This is a genomic window from Nesterenkonia sp. LB17 (assembly GCF_022565915.1).
GTDB lineage: Bacteria > Actinomycetota > Actinomycetes > Actinomycetales > Micrococcaceae > Nesterenkonia.
The window spans coordinates 132,384-154,902 of record NZ_JAJOYX010000002.1 but is presented as its reverse complement, the minus strand read 5'-3'; the positions used below and the strand labels follow the sequence as shown (position 1 = coordinate 154,902).

The 22,519-nt window shown below is 67.5% G+C and carries 19 protein-coding genes; 4 read left to right on the top strand and 15 right to left on the bottom strand.

All coding sequences use genetic code 11. The features are described from left to right. Window positions 1-8: 8 nt before the first annotated feature. The 7 genes from efp to LTH96_RS04475 all read right to left on the bottom strand — a co-directional run bounded on the left by efp (window position 9) and on the right by LTH96_RS04475 (window position 7,939). Window positions 9-572, bottom strand: coding sequence for an elongation factor P (gene efp, locus LTH96_RS04505; protein WP_207172284.1), 564 nt, complete (start codon window positions 570-572; stop codon window positions 9-11). Between the two features lie 110 nt (window positions 573-682). Continuing rightward, window positions 683-1,840, bottom strand: coding sequence for a 3-dehydroquinate synthase (gene aroB, locus LTH96_RS04500; protein ID WP_241464566.1), 1,158 nt, complete (start codon window positions 1,838-1,840; stop codon window positions 683-685). After that, window positions 1,837-2,397, bottom strand: a complete 561-nt coding sequence (locus LTH96_RS04495) for a shikimate kinase (RefSeq protein ID WP_241464565.1) — start codon at window positions 2,395-2,397, stop codon at window positions 1,837-1,839. Before LTH96_RS04495 ends, aroB begins: the two co-directional genes overlap by 4 nt. Next, window positions 2,397-3,644, bottom strand: a complete 1,248-nt coding sequence (aroC, locus tag LTH96_RS04490) for a chorismate synthase (protein ID WP_241464564.1) — start codon at window positions 3,642-3,644, stop codon at window positions 2,397-2,399. Before aroC ends, LTH96_RS04495 begins: the two co-directional genes overlap by 1 nt. Before the next feature lie 8 nt (window positions 3,645-3,652). After that, on the bottom strand, window positions 3,653-4,615 hold the full coding sequence (locus tag LTH96_RS04485; RefSeq protein WP_241464563.1) for a shikimate dehydrogenase: 963 nt from the start codon (window positions 4,613-4,615) through the stop codon (window positions 3,653-3,655). Further along, complete coding sequence (locus LTH96_RS13205) at window positions 4,612-6,444, bottom strand: endolytic transglycosylase MltG (RefSeq protein WP_241464562.1); 1,833 nt, start codon at window positions 6,442-6,444, stop codon at window positions 4,612-4,614. Before LTH96_RS13205 ends, LTH96_RS04485 begins: the two co-directional genes overlap by 4 nt. A 94-nt stretch (window positions 6,445-6,538) precedes the next feature. Next, window positions 6,539-7,939 carry a DUF349 domain-containing protein gene (locus LTH96_RS04475; protein ID WP_241464561.1) on the bottom strand — a complete coding sequence of 467 codons (1,401 nt, stop codon included), beginning with the start codon at window positions 7,937-7,939 and terminating at the stop codon, window positions 6,539-6,541. 82 nt (window positions 7,940-8,021) lie between these two features. On the opposite strand from LTH96_RS04475, the gene hisS reads away from it, so the two are divergent. The 3 genes from hisS (at window position 8,022) to LTH96_RS04460 (ending at window position 12,799) form a co-directional block, all read left to right on the top strand. Continuing rightward, window positions 8,022-9,362, top strand: a complete 1,341-nt coding sequence (gene hisS, locus LTH96_RS04470) for a histidine--tRNA ligase (RefSeq protein WP_241464560.1) — start codon at window positions 8,022-8,024, stop codon at window positions 9,360-9,362. A 51-nt stretch (window positions 9,363-9,413) separates the two neighbouring features. Next, entirely contained in the window at window positions 9,414-11,252 is a 1,839-nt protein-coding gene (gene aspS / locus LTH96_RS04465; RefSeq protein ID WP_241464559.1) for an aspartate--tRNA ligase, read from the top strand. A gap of 209 nt (window positions 11,253-11,461) precedes the next feature. After that, the gene (locus LTH96_RS04460; protein ID WP_370644409.1) at window positions 11,462-12,799 is read left to right on the top strand and encodes a replication-associated recombination protein A; all 1,338 of its coding nucleotides are present in this window, start codon (window positions 11,462-11,464) and stop codon (window positions 12,797-12,799) included. Between the two features lie 145 nt (window positions 12,800-12,944). On the opposite strand, the gene LTH96_RS04455 is transcribed toward LTH96_RS04460, so the two are convergent. The 4 genes from LTH96_RS04455 to LTH96_RS04440 all read right to left on the bottom strand — a co-directional run bounded on the left by LTH96_RS04455 (window position 12,945) and on the right by LTH96_RS04440 (window position 17,298). Beyond that, window positions 12,945-14,672: a cytochrome bc complex cytochrome b subunit gene (locus tag LTH96_RS04455; protein WP_241464557.1), complete on the bottom strand. Its 1,728-nt coding sequence runs from the start codon at window positions 14,670-14,672 to the stop codon at window positions 12,945-12,947. 5 nt (window positions 14,673-14,677) lie between these two features. Next, entirely contained in the window at window positions 14,678-15,730 is a 1,053-nt protein-coding gene (locus LTH96_RS04450; protein ID WP_241464556.1) for a ubiquinol-cytochrome c reductase iron-sulfur subunit, read from the bottom strand. Between the two features lie 62 nt (window positions 15,731-15,792). Next, window positions 15,793-16,590 carry a cytochrome c gene (locus LTH96_RS04445; RefSeq protein ID WP_241464555.1) on the bottom strand — a complete coding sequence of 266 codons (798 nt, stop codon included), beginning with the start codon at window positions 16,588-16,590 and terminating at the stop codon, window positions 15,793-15,795. A gap of 60 nt (window positions 16,591-16,650) precedes the next feature. Continuing rightward, window positions 16,651-17,298 (bottom strand): heme-copper oxidase subunit III, encoded by a 648-nt coding sequence (locus LTH96_RS04440; protein WP_370642613.1) that lies wholly within the window; start codon window positions 17,296-17,298, stop codon window positions 16,651-16,653. Window positions 17,299-17,498: 200 nt separating this feature from the next. On the opposite strand from LTH96_RS04440, the gene trpD reads away from it, so the two are divergent. Further along, complete coding sequence (gene trpD / locus LTH96_RS04435; RefSeq protein WP_370644387.1) at window positions 17,499-18,581, top strand: anthranilate phosphoribosyltransferase; 1,083 nt, start codon at window positions 17,499-17,501, stop codon at window positions 18,579-18,581. Here trpD and def read toward each other — a convergent pair. From def to coxB, 4 genes are all read right to left on the bottom strand, one after another. After that, window positions 18,562-19,260 carry a peptide deformylase gene (gene def / locus LTH96_RS04430; protein WP_370642614.1) on the bottom strand — a complete coding sequence of 233 codons (699 nt, stop codon included), beginning with the start codon at window positions 19,258-19,260 and terminating at the stop codon, window positions 18,562-18,564. The two genes, trpD and def, sit on opposite strands and share 20 nt — an antisense overlap. A gap of 100 nt (window positions 19,261-19,360) precedes the next feature. Further along, complete coding sequence (locus tag LTH96_RS04425) at window positions 19,361-19,762, bottom strand: cytochrome c oxidase subunit 4 (protein WP_241464554.1); 402 nt, start codon at window positions 19,760-19,762, stop codon at window positions 19,361-19,363. Further along, window positions 19,762-21,486 (bottom strand): cytochrome c oxidase subunit I, encoded by a 1,725-nt coding sequence (gene ctaD / locus LTH96_RS04420; protein WP_241464553.1) that lies wholly within the window; start codon window positions 21,484-21,486, stop codon window positions 19,762-19,764. The genes LTH96_RS04425 and ctaD overlap by 1 nt, the downstream gene beginning before the upstream one ends. 2 nt (window positions 21,487-21,488) lie before the next feature. After that, the gene (coxB, locus tag LTH96_RS04415) at window positions 21,489-22,364 is read right to left on the bottom strand and encodes a cytochrome c oxidase subunit II (protein WP_241464552.1); all 876 of its coding nucleotides are present in this window, start codon (window positions 22,362-22,364) and stop codon (window positions 21,489-21,491) included. Window positions 22,365-22,519 lie beyond the last annotated feature (155 nt).

The following is a 22,519-nucleotide window of genomic DNA, read 5'->3' as shown; positions in this document are numbered from 1 at the left end:
TGGAGGGATCAGTCCGTGACTCGGCCGAGGTATGCGGAGGTGCGGGTGTCGACCTTCACGCGGGTGCCCTGGTCCACGAACAGCGGGACCTGGATCTCGTGTCCGGTCTCCAGCGTGGCGGACTTGGTGCCGGCGTTGGAGCGGTCACCCTGCAGGCCCGGCTCGGTGTAGGTGATCTCCAGGACGACCGAGGGGGGCAGGTCGAGGTAGAGCGGGGTGCCGTCATGCAGGGCGATGGTCACCTCGTGGGACTCCAGCAGAAAGTTCGCGGCGTCGCCGACCACCGTGGCGGGCACGGTGATCTGGTCGTAGTCGCGCAGGTCCATGAAGACGAAGTCCTCACCGTCCTGGTAGAGGTACTGGTAGTTGGAGCGGTCGACTGTGGCGAACTCCACCTTGGCGCCGGCGTTGAACGTCTTGTCCACGGCCTTGCCGGTGCGGATGTTCTTCAGCTTGGTGCGCACGAACGCACCGCCCTTGCCCGGCTTGACGTGCTGGAACTCGAGCGTGTTCCACAGCTGTCCCTCCATCTTGAGGACGGAGCCGTTCTTGATGTCGTTCGAGCTGGCCACAATCTGCCTTTCCTGGGTCGTGGGGGCATGGAGTGTTGTGCACAGCGAATGCTGGACGCCATGGTCGCTCCACGCGGCGCCAAACGATTCTACAGGCTCGAGCGCTGGCTTCAGAGCGAGATCATGCTGCCCGTCTCCGGCTGGGCGATCTCCTGGTAGGTGGCGAAGAGGATCGAGGCGTCCGGGATCTCCACGGTGACCGGCTGCCCCTGACCATTGAGCAGCACGAACCGCAGCTGATCGCCGCGGTTCTTCTTGTCCCGGCGGATGCCTTCGAGCAGCTGGCTCCAGCGGTCATCGCGGTAGGTGGTGGGCAGCCCGAGCAGGTTCAGCACGGCGTGGTGACGGTCCGCAGTGGCGTCATCGAGTCGGCCCAGGCTGCGCCCGAGCTCGGCGGCGAAGATCATGCCCACCGAGATGGCCGCGCCGTGGCGCCACTGGTAGCGCTCGGCGAGTTCGATGGCGTGGCCCAGGGTGTGGCCATAGTTCAGCGACTCGCGGACGCCGGATTCGAGCATGTCCGCACCCACCACCTTGGCCTTGACCGCTACGGCGCGCTCGATGAGCTCGCGGATCTGCCAGGAGTGCGGGTTCTGCGCCTGTTCCGGGCTGGCTTCGATGATGTCGAGGATCCGCTCGTCGGCGATGAATCCACATTTCACGACCTCGGCGAGTCCGGCGACCAGCTCGTTGCGGGGCAGGGTGAGCAGCGTGTCCAGATCGGCGAGCACTCCGGCGGGCTGGTGGAAGGAGCCGACCAGGTTCTTGCCCTCGGAGGTGTTGATCCCGGTCTTCCCGCCCACAGCGGCGTCGACCATGCCCAGCAGCGTGGTGGGCATGTGGACCACGCGGATGCCGCGCAGCCAGGTCGCGGCCACGAAGCCGGCGGCATCGGTCACCGCACCCCCGCCGACGGCGACGATCGCGTCGGAGCGGGTGAAGTCGTTCTGCCCCAGGACCTGCCAGCAGAACGCGGCGACCTGGATGTGCTTGCCCTCCTCGGCGTCCGGGATCTCGGCGACCAGCGCCTGATACCCGGCCTTCTCGAGGTCCTCGCGGACCACGTCGCCGGTGGCGCGCAGCGCCCGGGGGTGGATCACCAGCACCCGTTCGGCCTGTGGGCCGACGAGCCCGGGCAGCCGGGAGAGCAGCCCGTTGCCGATGATGACGTCGTAGCCCAGCTCTTGACCGCCGGTGCCCGCGCCCTCCCCGACGGTGATGATGGTGGGTTCAGGGGCGGAAGCCTCGGTCTCGGCCTGGTGGCTCATACGCTTGGATCTCTCCTGGAGGTGGTGTTGAGGGCTCGCACGATGTGGTCGACTCGCACGTCGATGTGCGCATCGTCCGGGCTCATGACGATATCAGCGCAGTCTCGGTAGATCTGCTCGCGTTCGGCATAGATGCGCTTCCAGGCCTGCACCGGGTGCGCGCCGAGGATCGGCCGGCTGGAGCCGTCCCCCAGGCGCAGCGCGGCCTGGTCCTCGGTGAGATCCAGCATGATCACCAGCTGGTCGCGGAGGAGTCCGCGGGTGCCGGCGCTGAGCACCGCTCCCCCGCCGAGGCTGATCACCGAGGGGCGTGGGGAGTCGAGCAGCTCGGCCACGATGCTGCGCTCCTCGGCCCGAAAGGCGTCCTCCCCGTGCAGCGAGAAGTACTCCGGGATGGATCCGTGGCGGGCGACGAAGAAGTGGTCGCTGTCCACGTGCGGCCGGTGCAGCCGGCGGGCCAGGGCGGCACCGACGGTGGACTTCCCGGAGCCCATCGGCCCGATCAGCACGATGTTGCGGCCGTCGCCTCGCTGCTCGGCGGCTGCGGGTTGACGCATCAGTCTTGCATCGCGGCGGGGGCCTGGAGCGGGTCTCCGTCCGCACCGGCTCCCGAGGGGTCGCCGCCGAGCTCGGGGAGGTGGTCGAGATAGCTGCGCAGGTTGCGCTGCACCTCGCTCACCGAGTCCCCGCCGAACTTCTCCAGCACGGCTTCGGCGATGACCAGGGCCACCATGGCCTCCGCCACGACGCCGGCCGCCGGCACGGCGCAGACGTCGGAGCGCTGGTGGTGGGCGGTGGTCTGCTCGCCGGTGGCGGTGTCCACGGTGCGCAGCGCGCGCGGCACGGTGGCGATGGGTTTCATCCCGGCGCGGACCCGCAGCGGGCCGCCGATGCTCATGCCGCCTTCGATGCCGCCGGCGCGGTTGGAGGTGCGCGCGATCTGCCCGTGCTCGTCCAGGGTGATCTCGTCGTGGGCGGCCGAGCCGCGGCGTCGGGTGGTCTCGAAGCCGTCGCCGACCTCCACGCCCTTGATGGCCTGGATGCCCATGAGCGCTCCGGCCAGGCGTGAATCCAGCCGTCGGTCCCAGTGCACATAGCTGCCCAGGCCCGGGGGAAGTCCCTCCACGACCACTTCGACGACGCCGCCGAGGGTCTCCCCCGCGCGGTGGGCGTCGTCGACCTCGGCGACCATCCGTTCGGAGGTCTCCGCGTCGAAGCAGCGCAGCGGGTCGGCGTCCAGGGCTTGTGCATCGGCGGCGCGGGGCAGCGGGGCGTCGGCGGGGATCTGCACCGGGCCGATGGCGGTGGTGTGCGAGACCGTGGTGATCCCGAGCTCGCTCAGGAAGGACTGGGCGGCCGCACCGAGGGCGACGCGGGTGGCGGTCTCCCGCGCCGAGGCGCGTTCCAGGACCGGGCGGGCCTCGCTGAAGCCGTACTTCTGCATGCCGGTGTAGTCGGCGTGACCTGGGCGGGGGCGGGTCAGCGGGGCGTTGCGGGCGAGGTGCTCCAGCTCGGCGGGGTCCACCGGGTCGGCTGACATGACCTTCTCCCACTTGGGCCACTCGGTGTTGCCGACCTCGATGGTCAGCGGTCCGCCGATGGTGACGCCGTGGCGCACGCCGGCCAGCAGCGCGACCTGGTCCTGTTCGAACTTCATCCGGGCTCCGCGGCCGTAGCCGAGACGGCGGCGGGCGAGCTTCTCCTGCACCGCCTCGGTGCTCAGCGTGACGCCGGCGGGAAGCCCTTCCAGGATTCCGACGAGGGATTTGCCGTGTGATTCTCCGGAAGTGAGCCAGCGCAACATGGGGTCCATCATAAACCGATCGCGCGCCTCATCTTGGCCACCATCTGGGCGTGGGACTCCGCGGAGAGCTCACCGGCCGGGGTCGAGGTGGCCGCGCTGAACAGCTCCACCTGTTTCACCGCCTGGTGCAGCAGCATCACCAGACCGCTGACCACCCGGCCGCCGCCCGCCTCCCAGGAGCCGGCCAGGAGCGAGGGCCAGGGGTCGTAGGCGACGTCGAGCAGCGGAATCGGGCGGTCCAGTCTGGGCAGCGTGGCGGCGATCTCATCGGCGGCGCGCGGTGGAAGGGTCGACACCACGGCGTCGAGCAGCACGGAGTTCCCCCGGCCCGCGTCCAGGTCGTGGATTGCCGAGAGGTCGTGGGCTGCCGGAAGCTCGTCCGTGACAGAGAGGTCATGCGGCAGCGCGGACAGCTGGGCCACGCTGAGCCGAAGACCCAGCGCGGCGGCCACCGGTTCCAGCTCCAGCCCGCGCTGGACGGAGCGGGCGTAGCTGCGCACCTGGGTGTAGCCGAGCTCGGAGGCGGCGGCCAGCGCGGCGGTGGCGGTGGCGCCGGCACCGATGATGCCGAAGCTGCCCCGGCCCGACGACGACGCCTGGTGCAGCCCGGCCTCGCCCAGGGCCGCGACGATGCCGTCCACGTCGGTGTTCTCACCGGAGAGCGTGCGCGCGCCCTCCGGTGTGCCGGCGGGACCGTGGACGACGGTGTTGAGCACGCCCAGCGCGGTGACCCGCGCCGACGGGTGGTCCACGGCGCTCACCATGGCGGCCTTCAGCGGCATCGTGACCGACCAGCCCAGCCAGCCCGGCGCCGCGCCCTCTCCGCGCAGGAACTCCTGCAGCGAAGACTCTTCGACGTCGATCCGCCGGTAGTCGGCGTCGAGCCCCAGGTGCTCATAGGCCGCGGCGTGCAGCAGCGGGGAGAGCGAGTGGGCGATCGGGTGGCCCAGCACAGCGGCCTGACGAGTCACGGTCCGGCGTTCTCCTGGGTCGGTTCTCCGTCGCAGATCTCGGCGTTGTCCTCGCAGTACGCGTTGAACTCCTCCACGTAGCCGAGGTGCTCCTCATAGTCTTCGGCGAACTTCGTCTCACCGGTCTCGAGGTCCACGGTGACCCAGTAGAAGTAGTCGTTCTCCTCCGGGTTCGCGGCGGCCTCGAGGGTCGCCATGTTGGGTGCGGCGACAGGTCCGGGGGGCAGGCCCGGGTTCTGGTAGGTGTTGTACTCGTTGGAGGCGTCGGCTCGCTCCTCCTCGGTGAAGTGCACGCTCTGCGTCCCGAGTCCGTAGATCACGGTGGCATCGATCTGCAGCAGCCCGTCGGTCTCGGAGTTGTTCGGGGCCAGCCGGTTCTCGATGATCCCGGCGATCTCTTCGTAGTCGCCGGGCAGGCCCTCCGCGGTGAGCAGGGAGGCGACGATCACCGTGCGCCACTGCTCATCCTCCTCGGTGATGCCGAGCTCCTCGAGCCGTTCGAAGGTGGTGTCCACCATCTGCTGGAGGATCTCCTCGGGGGTCGCCTCCAGGCTCGGCTGGTACTCCCCGGCGGCGAGATAGCCTTCGAGCGTCTCGGCCTCGTCGGGCAGTCCATAGGCGCCGGGGTCAGCCGCCGCTCGGCCGATGTCGCTCTCGGGGATTCCGGTCTGCGCCGCGATGGAGCTCAGCGCCGCGTCGATGCGGGTGTTGTCCTGGAGCGAGATGTAGTGCAGCGCCTCGCCCTCCTCGAAGATCACCGCCAGCGCATCCGCGGCCGGCATCTGTTCGCGCAGCTGGAACTCCCCCGGCTGCAGCTCAGGTGCTCCGTCGAGCGCCGCGAAGGCGTCGTCGAACGCGTCGTCGCTGGCGATGATCCCGGCTTCCAGGAGGCGGTTGCGCACCAGCGCGGGACCGTCTCCTTCTTCGACGGTGAACTCCACGACCTCCCCGGCCTGGGTCTCGAAGTCTTCCGGGCCGCCGCCGCCGAACAGCGACTGCAGCACGACCACGAATCCCACGAGCAGCGCCGCGAACAGTCCGAAGGCCACGCTCAGGGTGAGGTTGCGGCGCCGCCGTCGGGTGCGCCGCTTCTCCAACACCGCCTGGGTCGCGCCCCCCTCGACGCCGGAGACCGTCTGGTAGCTGCGGCCGTGGCTTGAGGATGAGATCAGCAGCGGAGTGCCGTCGTCGTCGTGAGCGATGCGGGTACCTTCGTAATAGTCGTCCTCGAGGTCGTCCTCGAGGGGGAAGTCCGACTCCTCCGCCAGCGCGTACTCGTAATCCGCGTCGTAGTCGACGTCGGACTCGTAGTCGACGTCATAGTCAGCCTCGTCCGGGGAGAGGACCTGGTCGAAGGGGGTCACGGCGGAGGGAGCAGTGGGCTCAGAGTCAGGGTCGTCACCCGTGGCGGGGACGACGGGGTGCAGGTCAGGGTGGTGCGGGTCGGCGTGCTGGGTGTCTTCGCGCTCCAGTTTGCCTTCGCTGACGTATTCCTGGTTGAAGATCACCGAGCCCTGCACCGGCGCAATGGTGGGCAGCGGCGTCCTGGACGGACTGGGGATAGTCAGTGGGACGGAGTCCGTGGCGGGTTCCGGGGAGGCTGCCGATACAGGCGAGGGCAGGGACGCCGGGGACGGTGCCGCGCCGGGATCCGCCGCGGTGGGCTCATCGCGCTCTACCGCGGGCCCCGCCGAGGCCGCCGAGCGGGCGCGCGGAGTGCGCAGCGTCTCCTCCAGAGCACGCTGCTCAGCAAGTTCGAGCTCCCGAGCCTCGCGAATCTCGCGGCGGCTGCGCTGGGAGCCCGACTCATGCGGCTGTTGATCGCTCACGCGGGGTCCTCACTGGATGTCGACGGCACAAGTCCAGTGACCCACAGGGAATAGCAAATGGGTCACCAGATCTTTGACGAGTGTAATGTATTCGTTACTTCAACATATCCCGCCAGCTTCTTCGCGCGTCCAATGCCTCTTTAGCTTCTGCAATCGCCTGGGTGTCTCCGCTGACCTGGGCGGCCTCGAGTGCCGCTTCAAGTTCAGCGATGGCGTCGTCGAGCTGGGTGAGCATCGAATTCTGTCGCGCGATCGTCTCGGGGTCGGTCTTTCGCCAATGGGACTTCTCGGCGTCGTGGAACGCATCCTGGACGCGCTTGAGCCGACTCTCGATGGACTTCATGTCCCCACGAGGCACCCGACCGGCGGCGTCCCAGCGGTTCAGCAGCGCCTGGTACTGCTCCCGGACCGCCTCTGGGTTCTCGATCGGCATCAGGGCCTCGAAGTCCTCGAGGAGCGCCAGCTTCACCGTGAGGTTCTCGGCGTACTCCGCGTCGGTCTCTGCGTTGATCTTGTCCCGGGCGCCGAAGAACACGTCCTGGGCGGCGCGGAAGCGGGCCCACTGCGCGTCGTCGGTCTTGCGGGCGCCGCGGCCCAGGGCCTTCCAGTCATCCATCAGCCGGTGATAGGCCTTGGTGGTCGCGCCATAGTCGTCGGAGTCCTTGAGCTGCTCCGCCTCGACGATCAGCGCCTCCTTGGCGGCCTTGATATCACCGTGCTCCTTGTCCCGGGAGGCGAAGAACGCGCGCCGGTTCTTCTCGAAGAGATTCCGCGCGGCGCGGAAACGCTTCCAATAGGGGTCTTCCTGGGACTTGGTCAGCCGCGGCGGCTTCTTCTGCTCGGCCTTCCAGGCCTCGAAGAGCTCGTTCATCCGCGCCTGGGCGCTCTTCCAGTGCTGTGTGGTCGGATCGGCCTCGGCCAGCAGCTCCACCTCGGCCACGATCTGCTCACGGACCGCCAGGTGCTCGGCGAGCACCGCTTCAGCCTCCTGCGCCTCGACCGCTGCGCGCTGATCGATCTCCGTGGAGATCTCCCCAAGCAGCGAGCTCAGGGCCGCGACGTCGCCGACCCAGGTGCCGTCGGTGAGCTCCTGGCGAATGTGTCTCAAAGACTCGTGCAGCGCCTTGGCGGAGTCGGCGCCGGCCGCGGCGCGAGCCCTCAGCAGCAGCGCACGGTTGTAGAGCTCATCGAACTTCCGGGTGAAGTAGTGCAGGGCCTCATCGGCGCTGGCTCCGGAGAACTGCCCCACATAGCTCTCGGCGGCCTTCGGCCCGGGGGTCTCGGCGGCCTCGGCGGTCTCAGGGTGCGCCGCCGCGACGCCGTCGGCCTCCGGCGCTGTGACATGGACGGCCTCCGGAGCGGCGCCGTCGGCTGTCTCGGTCTGCGCGGGAGCGGAGGCCAGTGCATAGACATGGCCTTCCTCATCCACCCGGGCGAATCGGTGGGCGTCGGCGAGGGAGGTCTCATGGTGGTCGGGCTTGACTGCAGGACTCATGCCCACCAGCGTACCGGAGCCGTTATGCTGAACGGGCCCGATTCCAGGCTCCCCCGACGACCCAAGGACTGCGCGCACACTCATGGCACGAACCACCTCTCTCTCCGGCTTCATCGAATGGCTCCCCGAGGAGCGTCTGGTGGAGCTGCACGTGCTGGACACGCTTCGCGAGGTGTTCGAACGCCACGGCTTCGCCTCCATCGAGTCCCGGGCGGTGGAGACCATCGACACGCTGCTGCAGAAGGGCGAGATCGACAAGGAGATCTACGCCGTCTCCCGGCTGCAGGAGGAAGAGGGCCGCGAGGCCCGACTGGCCCTGCACTTCGACCTCACCGTGCCCTTCGCCCGCTACGTGGTGGAGAACGCCGGGCACCTGGACTTCCCTTTCCGGCGGTACCAGATCCAGAAGGTCTGGCGCGGTGAACGCCCCCAGGACGGGCGCTACCGCGAGTTCACCCAGGCCGACATCGACCTGGTGGGCGACGGCGCGCTCCCCTTCCGCAGCGACGTGGAGATCGGCGTGGTCATGGCCAAGGCGCTCGAGGCGCTGCCGATCGGCGACTTCATGCTCCGGGTCAACAACCGCAAGCTCTCCGAGGGGTTCTACCGCTCCATCGGTCTCAGCGACACCACCGCGGTGCTGCGCGCGATCGACAAGCTGGAGAAGATCGGCGCCGAGAAGGTCAGCGAGGAGCTGGTCTCCACCGGTGCCGCCACCCCGCAGCAGGCGCAGCAGGCGCTCGAGCTCGCCCAGATCCGCGCCACCGACACCTCCTTCGTCACCGCGGTGCGCGCCCTGCTGGGCACCGTGGAGGCCGATGAGCTGCTCGACGCCGGGCTGGCCGAGCTTGAAGAGGTCGTCGCGGAGCTGAACAAGCGGGTCCCCGGTCGGGTCACCGCTGATCTCTCCATCGCCCGCGGCCTTGACTACTACACCGGCACCGTCTACGAGACCGTGCTGATCGGTCACGAATCGCTGGGCTCGGTCTGCTCCGGCGGCCGCTATGAATCTCTGGCCTCCAAGGGCAGGCGCAGCTTCCCCGGCGTCGGGCTCTCCATCGGGGTCACCCGACTGATCTCCCGGATCCTGGCCGAGGGCGGGCTCTCCGCCAGCCGTAAGGTCCCCACCGCAGTCTTCGTGGCGCTGCGCTCCGACGAGGACTGGGGGGCCGCCCAGGACGTGGCCGACGCGCTGCGCCTCCGGGGGATCAATGTGGAGGTCGCGCTGAAGGCTGAGAAGTTCGGCAAGCAGATCCGCCACGCTGACCGCCGCGGCATCCCTTATGTCTGGTTCACCGACGACGACGGCGCCCATGAGGTCAAGGACATCCGCACCGGTGCCCAGAGCCCCGCGGATCCGGCCAGCTGGACGCCCCCGGCCGAGGACGCGCTCCCGCGGATAGTAGAATCGGCCACCGACTGACTCCCCGGGCCGCAGGCCCGCACCAGCAACTGATCCCTCAGGAAGGACACCGTGCTCCGCACACACACCTCCGGCTCACTCACCGCCGAGAACATAGGCCAGACCGTCACCCTCACCGGATGGGTGGCGCGGCGCCGAGATCACGGCGGAGTGGCCTTCCTCGATCTGCGTGACTCCTCGGGCGTGGCCCAGGTCGTGGTGCGCGAGGAGGCCGACTTCGATCCGCTGCGCAACGAGTTCGTGCTGCAGGTGACCGGTTCGGTGGAGCGCCGTCCCGCGGGCAACGAGAACCCCAACCTGCCCTCGGGCGAGGTCGAGGTGCTGGCCGAGACCGTCACGGTGCTCAACACCGCGGCACCGCTGCCCTTCCAGATCGATGAGCACGTCGAGGTCGGCGAGGAGGCGCGGCTGCGCCACCGCTACCTCGATATGCGCCGGGAAGGGCCGCAGCGCGCGCTGCGGCTGCGCTCCGAGGCCAACCGGGTCGCCCGCGACCTGCTGCACCACGAGTCCTTCACCGAGATCGAGACGCCGACGCTGACCCGCTCCACCCCAGAGGGTGCACGCGACTTCCTGGTCCCGGCGCGCCTGGCACCGGGCGCCTGGTACGCGCTGCCGCAGTCCCCCCAGCTGTTCAAGCAGCTGCTCCAGGTCGGTGGCTTCGAGAAGTACTACCAGCTCGCCCGCTGCTACCGCGACGAGGACTTCCGCGCGGACCGCCAGCCCGAGTTCACCCAGCTCGACATCGAAGCCAGCTTCGTGGAGCAGGAAGACATCCTCTCCCTCGGCGAGGAGCTCGTGCGCAGGCTCTGGAAGCTCATCGACGTGGACCTGCCCGCCGAGATCCCGCACATCACCTACCACGAGGCGATGGCCCGCTACGGCTCGGACAAGCCTGATCTGCGCTTCGAGCTGGAGCTCACCGAGCTCACCGACTACTTCAAGGACACCCCCTTCAGGGTCTTCAAGGCTCCCTATGTCGGTGCCGTGGTGATGCCCGGCGGCGCCTCGCAGCCCCGCCGCACCCTCGACGCCTGGCAGGAATGGGCCAAGCAGCGCGGCGCCAAGGGCCTGGCGTATGTGCTCATCGGTGAGGACGGCGAGCTCGGCGGCCCCGTGGCCAAGAACCTCTCCGAGCCGGAGAAGGCCGGACTGGCAGCCGCCACCGGGGCCTCCCCCGGGGACTGCGTCTTCTTCGCCGCCGGTGAGGTCTCTCCCTCCCGCGGACTCCTCGGCGCCGCGCGCAACGAGATCGCCGCCCGTGTGGGACTCATCGATCAGGACGCGTGGTCCTTCGTCTGGGTGGTCGACGCCCCGATGTTCGAGCCCGCAGCCCTGGCCCAGGCCGCCGGCGATGTGGCCGTGGGATCCGGTGCCTGGACCGCCGTGCACCACGCATTCACCGCCCCCAAGCCGGAGTTCGCCGAGAGCTTCGACACCGATCCGGCCTCGGCGCTGGCCAACGCCTACGACCTGGTCTGCAACGGCAACGAGATCGCCGGCGGCTCGCTGCGCGTGTACCGCCGCGACGTCCAGGAGCGGATCTTCAAGGTCATGGGCATTCCCGAGGACGAGGCGCAGGAGAAGTTCGGGTTCCTGCTCGACGCCTTCAAGTTCGGCGCTCCCCCGCACGGCGGCATCGCCTTCGGCTGGGACCGCGTGGTCTCGCTGCTCGCCGGTGAGGACTCCATCCGCGAGGTCATCGCCTTCCCCAAGTCCGGCGGCGGCTACGACCCGCTCACCGCGGCGCCCGCCCCGATCACCGCGCAGCAGCGCAAGGAGGCCGGCGTCGACGCCAAGCCCGAGCCGAAGGCTGAGGCCGGCACGGAGGCCAAGGCTGAGGCCGGCACCGAGGCCAAGGCAGAGGGCAGGACCGGCACCAAGGGCTGAGCCTGAGTCCCAGGCCTGAGCCGCACCGGGTAGCCTGGAACGGATTCTTATCGAATCTATCTACGAACCCAGCTCTAGGAGGCGCAGTGGCCGATCCCATCACGGGGGACCTCTTCGCCTCCGATGACTTCGGCGACGACGACGCGCCCGCCCCGGCCTCCACGGCGGAGGCGGGCGCGCGTCGTCGGCATACTCCACTGGCGGTGCGGATGCGACCGCGCACCCTCGCGGAAGTGCTCGGCCAGCAGCATCTGCTCGAACAGGGGTCCCCGCTGCGCGTCCTGGCTGAAGGGTCCCGCGGACCCGCCGGCGCCTCCTCGGTGATCCTCTATGGCCCTCCCGGCACCGGCAAGACCACGCTGGCCCATGTGCTCGCCCGTGGCGCCTCGCGGAAGTTCGTGGAGCTCTCCGCCATCCGGGCCGGTGTGAAGGACGTCCGACAGGTCATGGACCGTGCGCTGGAGGATCGAGATCTCCGCGGGCAGACCACCGTGCTGTTCCTCGATGAGATCCATCGGTTCAACAAGGCCCAGCAGGATGCCCTGCTGCCGGGAGTGGAGAACGGCTGGGTCATCCTGGTCGCCGCGACCACAGAGAACCCGTCCTTCTCGATCATCGCCCCGCTGCTCTCCCGGTCACTGATGCTCACCCTGCGCTCACTGACCCAGGATGACCTCTCCGGACTGATCACCCGGGCGCTGCAGGACACCCGCGGCCTCGACTCGGCCTTCGAGCTCGAAGACACGGCCAGGGATCATATTCTGCGCATGGCAGGAGGTGATGCGCGCCGGGTGCTGACCACCCTGGAGGCCGCCGCGGCCGTGGCCATGGGCCGCTCCCCCGAGGACGCTTCGGATGTGTCTGAAGGAGCCTCGGCCGATGAGCCGGCGTCGGACGCCCCGGTGCTGATCACCGCCCGGGACGCCGAACAGGCGATGGACTTCGCCGTGCAGCGGTACGACCGAGACGGGGACCAGCACTACGACATCGTCTCCGCCTTCATCAAGTCGCTGCGCGGCTCGGACCCCGACGCCGCGCTGCACTACCTGGCGCGGATGGTGGTCGCCGGAGAGGACCCGCGCTTCATCGCCCGCCGGCTGGTCATCGCCGCCGGAGAAGAAGTCGGCATGGCCGACCCCACGGCGCTGCAGACCGCCATGGCGGCGGCAGATGCCGTGCAGCTCATCGGCATGCCGGAGGGACGGATCCTGCTCGCCCAGGCCACGGTGCACATCGCCACCGCGCCGAAGTCCAACGCCTCCTATAAGGCCCTCGACGCCGCCATAGCCGACGTGCGCGCCGGGAAGTCCGGCGCGGTCCCGCCGCATCTGCGTGACGCACACTATTCCGGGGCACACCGGATGGGCCATGGCAAGGGCTACATCTACGCCCATGACCAGCCGCATCACGTCGCGACCCAGCAGTACGTGCCCGATGAGCTGATCGGGGTGGACTACTACAAGCCCACCGGCAACGGCGCCGAACGCGCCGTCTCGGAGCGGCTGGGGAAGCTGCGCTCGATCATCCGGGGCACGGACAACAGGTGACGGGCACGAGATGACGGGCAAGCGACAGCTCGCCCGCGGCACCGACAGAACCCGCTGACGCCGCAGACGACGAAGCGGCCGCCTCCCGAGAGGGAGACGGCCGCTTCTCTGCGTCCAGCGCCGGATGATCAGCGCCTCACGATGCTCAGTTCTTCTTGGACTCGATGGCTCCGACCGAACCGGCGGGCAGCTCGGCGGCAGTCCCGTGGTCATCGTGGGAGAGCGCCTCGATGTACTCCTCGCGGCTGACCGGTGCGACCCGGTCCTCGAAGAAGGTCCGGTTGAGCGTCACCCGTGACTTCTCGAGCAGTCCGACCTTGCCCCGGGAGTTGGGGCGGGCCGCGGTGACCTCGGGAGACTCGTAGGAGACCAGCGTGTAGAGCTCGTAGTCGCTGACCCGGGTGTGCTTCTCACGGAACTCACCGTGCGGAAGCATCTCGATGACGCCCGCCTCGTTGCCGTGCAGCACGATCTCGCGATCCTTGCGCTGCAGGGCCAGACAGATCCGCTTGGTGATGATGAACGTGAGGATCGGTCCGGCGAAGAACAGCACCCGGAGCCAGATGAGCACGTCGTTGAACGAGAGCGAGAAGTGGGTCGCGATCAGGTCGGAGGACGCGGCAGCCCACATCACGAAGTACCAGATCATCATGGCCATGCCGAAGGCGGTGCGTCCGGGGACGTTGCGCGGGCGGTCCAGGATGTGGTGTTCCTTCTTGTCACCGGTGATCCAGGCCTCGATCCAGGGCCAGACGAACAGACCGAGCAGCAGAGCGGTGATCGGGATGAACGTGACCAGCACAGGCGTGGCCACGCTGTTGCCGCCCCAAGGCGTCGGCAGCACGAACTCCAGCGGTATGTCGCCGATGTAGCCCGGCATCAGGCGCAGCAAGCCGTCGAACCAGCCGATGTACCAGTCAGGCTGGGTGCCTGCCTGCACCGGAGACGGGTCATAGGGCCCGTAGTTCCACAGTGCGTTGATCTGGAAGGTGCCTGCCAGCAGGGCCAGGACACCGAAGACCACGAAGAAGAAGCCGCCGGCCTTGGCCGCGTAGACGGGTCCGATCGGGTAGCCGACCACGTTGCGCTCGGTGCGGCCTGGGCCGGGGTACTGGGTGTGCTTGTGGGTGACCACCATGAACAGATGGACCGCGATAAGGATCAGGATCACCGCAGGGATGATGAAGATGTGCAGCGAGTAGAGCCGCGGGATGACCTCGTCGCCGGGGAACTCCCCGCCGAAGAGGAAGAAGGAGATGTAGGTGCCGACCACGGGAATCGCCTTGAGCATGCCGTCGATGATGCGCAGACCGTTGCCGGAGAGCACCTCATCGGGCAGCGAGTAGCCGGTGAAGCCGGCGCCCAGGCCTGCCAGCAGCAGGGTGCAGCCGACGACCCAGTTCAGCTCGCGCGGCTTGCGGAACGCGCCGGTGAAGAAGACGCGCAGCATGTGGATCGCCATCGCCATGATGAACATCAAGGCGGCCCAATGGTGGAGCTGGCGCATGAACAGGCCGCCGCGCACATCGAAGGAGAGCTCCAGCGAAGTGGCGTAGGCGGTGGACATCTCCACGCCCTGCAGCGGGACGTAGGCCCCGTCGTAGCGCGTGCTGGCCATGGAGGGATCGAACCAGAAGGTCAGGAACGCACCTGAGATCACGGTGATGACGAAGCTGTAGAGCGCGACCTCGCCGAACATGAAGGTCCAGTGGTCCGGGAAGACCTTGCGGCCGAACTCGCGGACCATGCCGGTACCGCCCACGCGCTGATCGACGTAGTTCGCGATCTTGCCGGTGCGGGTCGCCGGCTGGTACTGGTCCACCTCGGAGTACTGCTCCTCGGTGTACTTGGATTCTAGAGACTGACTGCTCATGAGTTTTAGCCACGCTCCCAGTAGGTGGGGCCGACGGGTTCGGTGAAGTCGCTGCGAGCGATGAGGAAGCCCTCATCGTCGACGGTGATGGGCAGCTGGGGCAGCGGCCGGCCTGCCGGACCGAAGGTGACCTTGAACTCCGCAGCGGCGTCAAAGGTCGACTGGTGACAGGGGCACAGCAGGTGATGCGTGTGACGCTCGTAGAGCGCCACCGGGCAGCCGACATGCGTGCAGACCTTGGAACAGGCGATGATTCCCTCGTGCTTCCAGTCCTCGCGACCCGGGGTCACGGCCTCGAAGTCATCGGGATTCATCCGGATCAGCAGGACGACGGCTTTGGCCTTCTCGGCCAGGCGATCGCCGTGCCCGGAGACCTCGCGGAGGGTCTCCGGGATGGCGTGCACCGCCGAGCCGACCGTGAGGTCGGAGGCGCGGATCGGGGTGCCGGTGGGGTCGCGCACCAGGCGCACCCCCTCGGTCCACAGCGTGTGCCGCATCCGCTCGGGCCCGAAGTCCTCGGAGCGATCAAGATCGCGGAAGACGACGACGGCGGGCAGCGGGGCCAGCAGGGCGGCGCCGATGAGCGTGTTGCGCAGCAGCGGACGCCGCTTGATCTGGGTCTCGTCGAGGATCTCGTCGACCGTCTGGGCAGCCTCGGCGCGGTCCTCTTCCTTGCGCAGCGGCTTGCGGTCTTCGACGACCTCGTGGTCCGGCATCAGTGCGCGGGCCCACTGGACGACTCCGAGTCCGATGCCCAGCATGGCAAAGGCCACGCCGACTCCAAGCAGCGTGTTCTGCAGCCGGAGCATGTTCAGATCCCCGGCGGTGACGCCGACGGCGAAGTAGCCGACGAAGAACATCACGGTACCGATGATCGAGATCAGGAAGAGCGCAGAGACCTGCCGCTCGGCGCGCTTGGCGGCCTTCTCGTCCGCGTCTGCCAACCGCGGGCGGTGCGGGGGCAGGCCCGGGTTGTCGATGGCATAGCCGCTCGACCTTCCCTCACCTGCTTTGATGACGGCGCCCGTGCTCGGATCACCGTTACCGTGCTCGCCCATATGGTTCTCGTCCTTTGCTTCAGTGTTTACGTGTGCGGGTGCTTAGGTGCTGCGGCGGATGCTCAGGAGGACCGTGAGGTCAGCCAGACCATCGAGCCGATCAGCAGGGCCAGTCCGAGGGTCCAGATCAGCAGACCTTCCGAGACCGGTCCCAGCGAGCCCAGGGCGAAGCCGCCCGGAGCGCTTTGAGATTCGTTGTTCTTCAGGAAGGCGATGATGTCGCGCTTGTCCTCGGGAGGGATGTTGGCGTCGGTGAACTCCGGCATGTTCTGCGGGCCGGTGACCATGGCCTCGTAGATGTGCACTGACTCCACGCCGTCCAGCCCGGGGGCGTACTTGCCTTCGGTCAGCGCGCCGCCGGCGGCGGCGGCATTGTGGCACATGGCGCAGTTGATCCGGAAGAGCTCGCCGCCGCGGGCGATGTTGCCCTCTTCGACATCGAGGTACTCGGCCGCGGGCACCGCGGGGCCGGAGCCCAGCGAGGCGACGTAGGCCGAGAGCTGCATGGTCTGTTCATCGTTGAACTGAGCCGGCTTCTTCTGCGCCTGCGGACCTGACATCTGCATCGGCATGCGTCCGGTGCCGACCTGGAAGTCGACCGCGGCGGCGCCGGAGCCGATCAGCGAGGGGCCGGCGTCGGAGCCTTCTGCGTTGATGCCGTGGCAGGTGGCGCAGTTGGCCACGAAGAGCCGCTCGCCCTCCTCCACGTCGGAGGCGGAGTAGACGTCAGCGGCGTTCGATGCCTGAGCCTCGTTGATGGAGGTCGCCGCGGCGTAGAGCCCTCCGGTGAGCAAGAGGCCCAGGAGGAGCAGCGCCACTGCCGCGAGCGGGTGGCGACGCTTCTGTGAGAGTGCCTTCACGTGCCGGTTCCTAACTTTTCGATGCGATACAAGCTGGGGTGCTTCGGCTGGGCCCGTTGATCAGGCGAACAGCGGCAGCAGGTAGACGATGCCGAACAGTGCGATCCACACGACGTCGACGAAGTGCCAGTAATACGACACGACGACGGCGGCGTGAGCCTCCTTGTGGGTGAACTTCACACTGAAGTACGCCCGCGCAATCACATAGAGGAAGGCCACGAGACCACCGATGACGTGCAGCCCGTGGAAGCCGGTGGTGATGTAGAAGGCGGAGCCGAACGCGTTCGATGAGACGGTGATCCCATGGGAGACCATCACCGCGAACTCGTAGGTCTGACCGCCGATGAAGATGGCGCCCATGATGAACGAGAGGATGTACCACTCGACCATGCCCCAGTGCTTGATCTGGAATGTGCCGCCGGTGCGGCGCGGCTGGTGCCGCTCAGCAGCGAAGACACCGAACTGAGCCGTCACCGAGCTTGCAACCAGGATCACTGTGATCGTGGTGGCCAACGGGATGTCCAGTTCACTGGCACCCTCGGCGAACATCTCAGACTGCGTGGAACGCAGTGTGAAGAACATGGCGAACAGGCCGGCGAAGAACATGAGCTCACTGGTGAGCCAGACCATGGTGCCCACGGACACCATGTTCGGGCGGTTCGGCAGTGTTCGCGCCGGAGCGATTGGGGCTTGGGTTGCAGTCGTCACGCATTCATTATGTCCTGAAAGCCCAGCAGTTTGCGACACCGACGGTCACTATGGCGTGGTTCCAGATCCTTGTCAGGGGGCGGATTCCGCGCCATTCCCAGGATCCGCCAAGGTGGAGCCGGTCAAAAAAGTCGACAATATTTCTACAGCGTGTCGAAATTGGTCGGAGCCGGACCGTGATCGGCCGATAGTCTGGGGCTGTGAAACTTCCACACTCACCCGATCCGCTGCTCCGCGCGACCCCGGTGCCCGCGAGCTGGTCCGAGCTGCTGGAGACGCTCCTGGCCGGAGAGCACCTCAGCGCAGCCACCTCAGCCTGGGCGATGGAGAGGCTCATGAGCGGGGCCCTCGGTGACGGGCAGATCGCCGCCTTCCTGGTCGCGCTGCGCGCCAAGGGCGAGGTCGCCGAGGAGCTCGTCGGGCTCAGCGCCACGATGATGGACAAGGCCGTCCCGCTGAGCATCCCCGGACCCACCCTGGACATCGTGGGCACCGGTGGAGACATGCTGGGCACCGTGAACATCTCCACGATGGCCTCACTGACCGCCGTGGGGGCCGGGGCACGCGTGGTCAAGCACGGCAACCGCGGCGCCTCCACCACTGCCGGCGCGGCCGATGTCATCGAGGCACTGGGAGTGGACCTCAGCATGGGCGCCGAGCAGGTGGCCCGCGCCGCGGAGGAGGTCGGGATCACCTTCCTCTTCGCGCAGAGCTTCCATCCCTCGATGCGCCACGTCGGGCCGGTGCGGCGTCAGCTCGGCATCCGCACGGTCTTCAACTTCCTGGGGCCCCTGTCGAACCCGGCACGTGTGACCGCCCAGGCGCTGGGCTGCGCCAGCCCCACGCTGGCACCGAAGATGGCTGAGGTGCTCGCCATGCGCGGCACCCGCGGCCTGGTGTTCCGCGGGAGGGACGGGCGGGACAAGATCACCACCTCCGCCGCCACCGACATCTGGGAGATCCGCTCCGGCGAGGTCTCACACACCGCCCTGGAGCCTGAGGATGTCGGACTCCCCCGCGTGTCCGTGGAGGACCTGCGCGGTGGTTCCGGCACCGAGAACGCACAGATCGTGCGGCAGATGCTCTCCGGGGAGCCTGGGCCCGTGCGAGACGCCGTCGTGGTCAATGCCGCGGCCGGACTGACCAGCCTCGATGAACTGGCCCAGGGGCCGCTGGTGGACCGGCTGACGGCCAACATGCGCCGGGCCGAAGAGTCCATCGACTCTGGCGCCGCGGCTGATGTGCTGCGCCGCTGGGTGGCGTTCAGCCAGAGTGTGAGCTGACGCCCCGCTCGGCCTGACCGGCGTCGTCGGAGTGACCGGCGTCGTCGGAGTGACCGGCGTCCCTTGACGCTGGGTCTTCGGCACCAGCCGGGTCTTCGGGCTCGTCGTGGCCGAATGGATCAGGGTCGACTCCGGGGAGCCAGGTGAGGCCGGGCTGGTTCCAGCCCTCCTTCTTCACGACCTTCTTCCAGCGCCGCGCCCATCTGGGGTCCAGCCGATTGACATAGAGGTAGCCGTCAAGGTGGTCGTACTCGTGCTGCAGTATTCGGGCGAACCATCCGGTGGCCTCGAACTGCAGCGGCTCCCCCGCGACGTCGAGCCCGGTGATCTCCACGTGCTCGCTGCGCTTGAGCGGGTAGTTGTACCCCGGCGCGGACAGGCAGCCCTCGGATTCCTCCTCGGGGTCGGCGGACTCCTTGGAGACCTTGCCGATCAGGCGGAGCCGCGGGTTGATGATCACTCCACGGGAGGGCTGATCGCCTGAATCGGCGAAGCTGTAGGTGAAGATGCGCAGCCCGACGCCGATCTGCGGGGCCGCCAGTCCCACCCCGTGGGCGGCGTCCTGGGTCGCGAACATGTCGGCCACCAGCTCGCGGATGGAGTCGTCGATGGTCTCGACCTCCTGTGCGCGTCGGTGCAGCACCGGTTCACCGTGGATCGTGATGGGGCGGATCGTCATAGCAAGGATTCTACGCACCGCGCGGGGCGTCCGGGGACGAGAAGGCCCGCCGTGAGTCGATGCTCACGGCGGGCCTTCTCCAGCGGTGCGTCTGGGCTGATCAGTGCGCGTAGCGCTTGCGGTTGAACTCCAGCACCCAGCCGGTGATGAAGAACAGACCGGGGATCAGCGCGATGAAGAACACCCACCAGTCGATGGCCAGGCCGAAGAACGCGAACGCTGCGGAGAAGCCGAGGCCCAGCGGCCACCAGCTCCAGGGAGCGAACTCGCCGTAGTTGCCGGCCATGTGCTCGATCTCGCCCGCCGGGTTGTCCCCGTCGAGCACGTCGTGGTTCTTCGCGACCATCCGCAGGTAGAACCAGAGCATGAACGCCATGCCTGCGGTGAGCAGGAGCAGCGGGAACCCGGCCATGTCTGACCATCCGCTCCAGAAGCCGTAGATGAAGGCCACGATGAGGACGAATACGCCCAGGCCTAGGAACAACCCGATATTTGCCTTCATCAGACGCCTTCCTTGTCCTGCTGATCTGCTGGACCGAAGATCTTGCCCGCAGGTGTCTGCAGGGTGTGCCGGTCAGCGAGCTCAGGGTGGTGCAGATCCAGCGCGGGACGCTCAGAGCGGATGCGCGGCAGCGAGTAGAAGTTGTGCCGCGGCGGTGGGCAGGAGGTCGCCCATTCCAGCGAGCCGCCGAAGCCCCACGGGTCATCCACCAGCACCTTCTTGCCCTTGCGAGCGGTGATCCAGACGTTCCAGAAGAACGGGATCAGCGAGGCGCCCAGCAGCATCGAGAACACCGTGGAGAACTGGTTCATGGTGGTGAACCCGTCCTCGACCATGTAGTCCGCGTAACGACGCGGCATGCCCATGACGCCGAGCCAGTGCTGGATCATGAAGGTGCCGTGGAAGCCGACGAAGAGCATCCAGAAGTTGATCTTGCCCAGACGCTCGTTGAGCATCTTGCCGGTCCACTTCGGCCACCAGAAGTAGAATCCGGCGAACATCGCGAAGACCACGGTGCCGAAGACCACGTAGTGGAAGTGAGCGACCACGAAATAGGTGTCCGAGAGGTGGAAGTTCAGCGGCGGCGCGGCCAGGATGACGCCGGTGAGTCCGCCGAAGAGGAACGTCACCAGGAAGCCGAGGCTCCAGAGCATCGGCGTCTCGAAGGTCAGCGACCCTCGCCACATCGTGCCTATCCAGTTGAAGAACTTCACCCCTGTGGGCACCGCGATCAGCATGGTCATCAGCGCGAAGAACGGCAGCAGCACGGCTCCGGTGACATACATGTGGTGGGCCCACACGGTCACCGACAGCGCGGCGATCGCGATGGTCGCGTAGACCAGGCCCTTATAGCCGAAGATCGGTTTGCGGCTGAAGACCGGCAGGATCTCCGAGATGATGCCGAAGAACGGCAGCGCGATGATGTAGACCTCCGGGTGTCCGAAGAACCAGAACAGGTGCTGCCAGAGGACCGCACCGCCTGCCTCCGGATCGAAGATGTGCCCGCCGAACCTCCGGTCGAGACCGAGTCCGAACAGCGCGGCCGCGAGCGGCGGGAAGGCCATCAGGACCAGGATCGAGGTGATCAGCGTGTTCCACACGAAGATCGGCATCCGCCACATGGTCATGCCTGGAGCGCGCATGCACAGGATCGTGGTGATGAAGTTGACCCCGCCCATGATCGTGCCGAAGCCGGTCAAGGCCAGGCCGAACACCCATAGGTCACCACCGACTCCCGGTGAATACGTGGTGTCAGACAGCGGAGCGTAGGCGAACCAGCCGAAGGAGGCCGCACCCTGGGGGGTGAGGAAGCCTGCCATGGCGACCAGGGCGCCGAAGAGGAAGAACCAGAACGCCAGCGCGTTCAGGCGGGGGAAGGCCACGTCCGGGGCGCCGATCTGCAGCGGCATGATGACATTGGCGAAGCCGGCGAACAGCGGGGTCGCGAACATCAGCAGCATCACCGTGCCGTGCATGGTGAAGAGCTGGTTGTACTGCTCCTTGGTCTGCAGCAGCTGCATGCCGGGCTCGAAGAGCTCCGCACGGATCAGCAGCGCCATGACGCCGCCGACGCAGAAGAACAAGAAGGAGGTGATCAGGTACATGTAGCCGATCACCTTGTGATCGGTGGTCGTCAGCCAGTTGACGACGATCTTCCCCTTGGAGCGGGGGACGACGCGCGAGACCTCACGCGCTTCGTCGGCGGTGTATTCGAGGGTCGCCACAGTCAGTCGTCCCCTTCAGTTCCGGCCACGTTTTCGTGGAGGTTTGGATTGCGGTCATACTCGTCGCCGAGCTGACCCTCGGGCAGGGTCTCGAGGTAGTCACGGAACTCGTCCTCGGTGACGACCTCCACATTGAAGAGCATCTCCGAGTGGTACTCGCCGCAGAGTTCTGCACACTTGCCGTCGAAGCTGCCAAGCTCCTGCGGGGTCAGGTGGATCTCGTTGGTGCGACCCGGGATCATGTCGCGCTTCTGCAGGAAGGCGGGGATCCAGAAGGAGTGGATGACGTCGCGGGCGTTGAGCTCGAAGGTGACGGGCTGATCCACCGGCAGGTAGAGGGTGGGCAGCGTCTCGCGCACGCCCTCTTCACCGGTGAGCTCGGCCTGGACACCGGCGAAGTAGCGCTCGTCGCCGTCGTAGTTGTAGTTGAAGTCCCAGGCCCACTGCTTGCCTCGGACGTCGACGACCAGATCAGGGTCGGTGTAGGGCTCATCGACTGAGCGCTGCACCTGGTTGGTGTAGAAGAACAGCACGCCCACCATGACCAGCGGGACGATGGTGTACATGATCTCCAGCGGCACGTTGTACGCGATCTGGCGCGGGTAGCCGGTCTCCCCCTTGCGGCGACGGTAGGCGACCATGCACCAGAGCATCAGTGCCCAGGTGATGAGGCCCACGATCAGCGCGGCGATCCAGGAGTTGACCCACAGGTCGGTCAACTCCGCAGTGTTGCTGGTGGTGTCCCGGCTGCCCGGAAGCCATCCTCGTTGTGCAGGCTGCTCTTCCGAGCAGGCGCTGAGCACCAGTGCCGCCGCGCTGGCCAGTGCAACTGACTTCAATGCACGGCCTCGGCTGCCGGTTCGATTATGCGAACTCACAGACGGCCCTTCCTCTATCTCGGTGTGCGAATGTGCGTTCTCCGTGACCCGTTGACCGCGCTGTGCGCAGAGTTCGAACCACCATGAACGCTTCGCGCTCCAGACTACTACGTCCTGTAGAGGACCGGGAGGACGGACACCCGCGCCCGACGCAT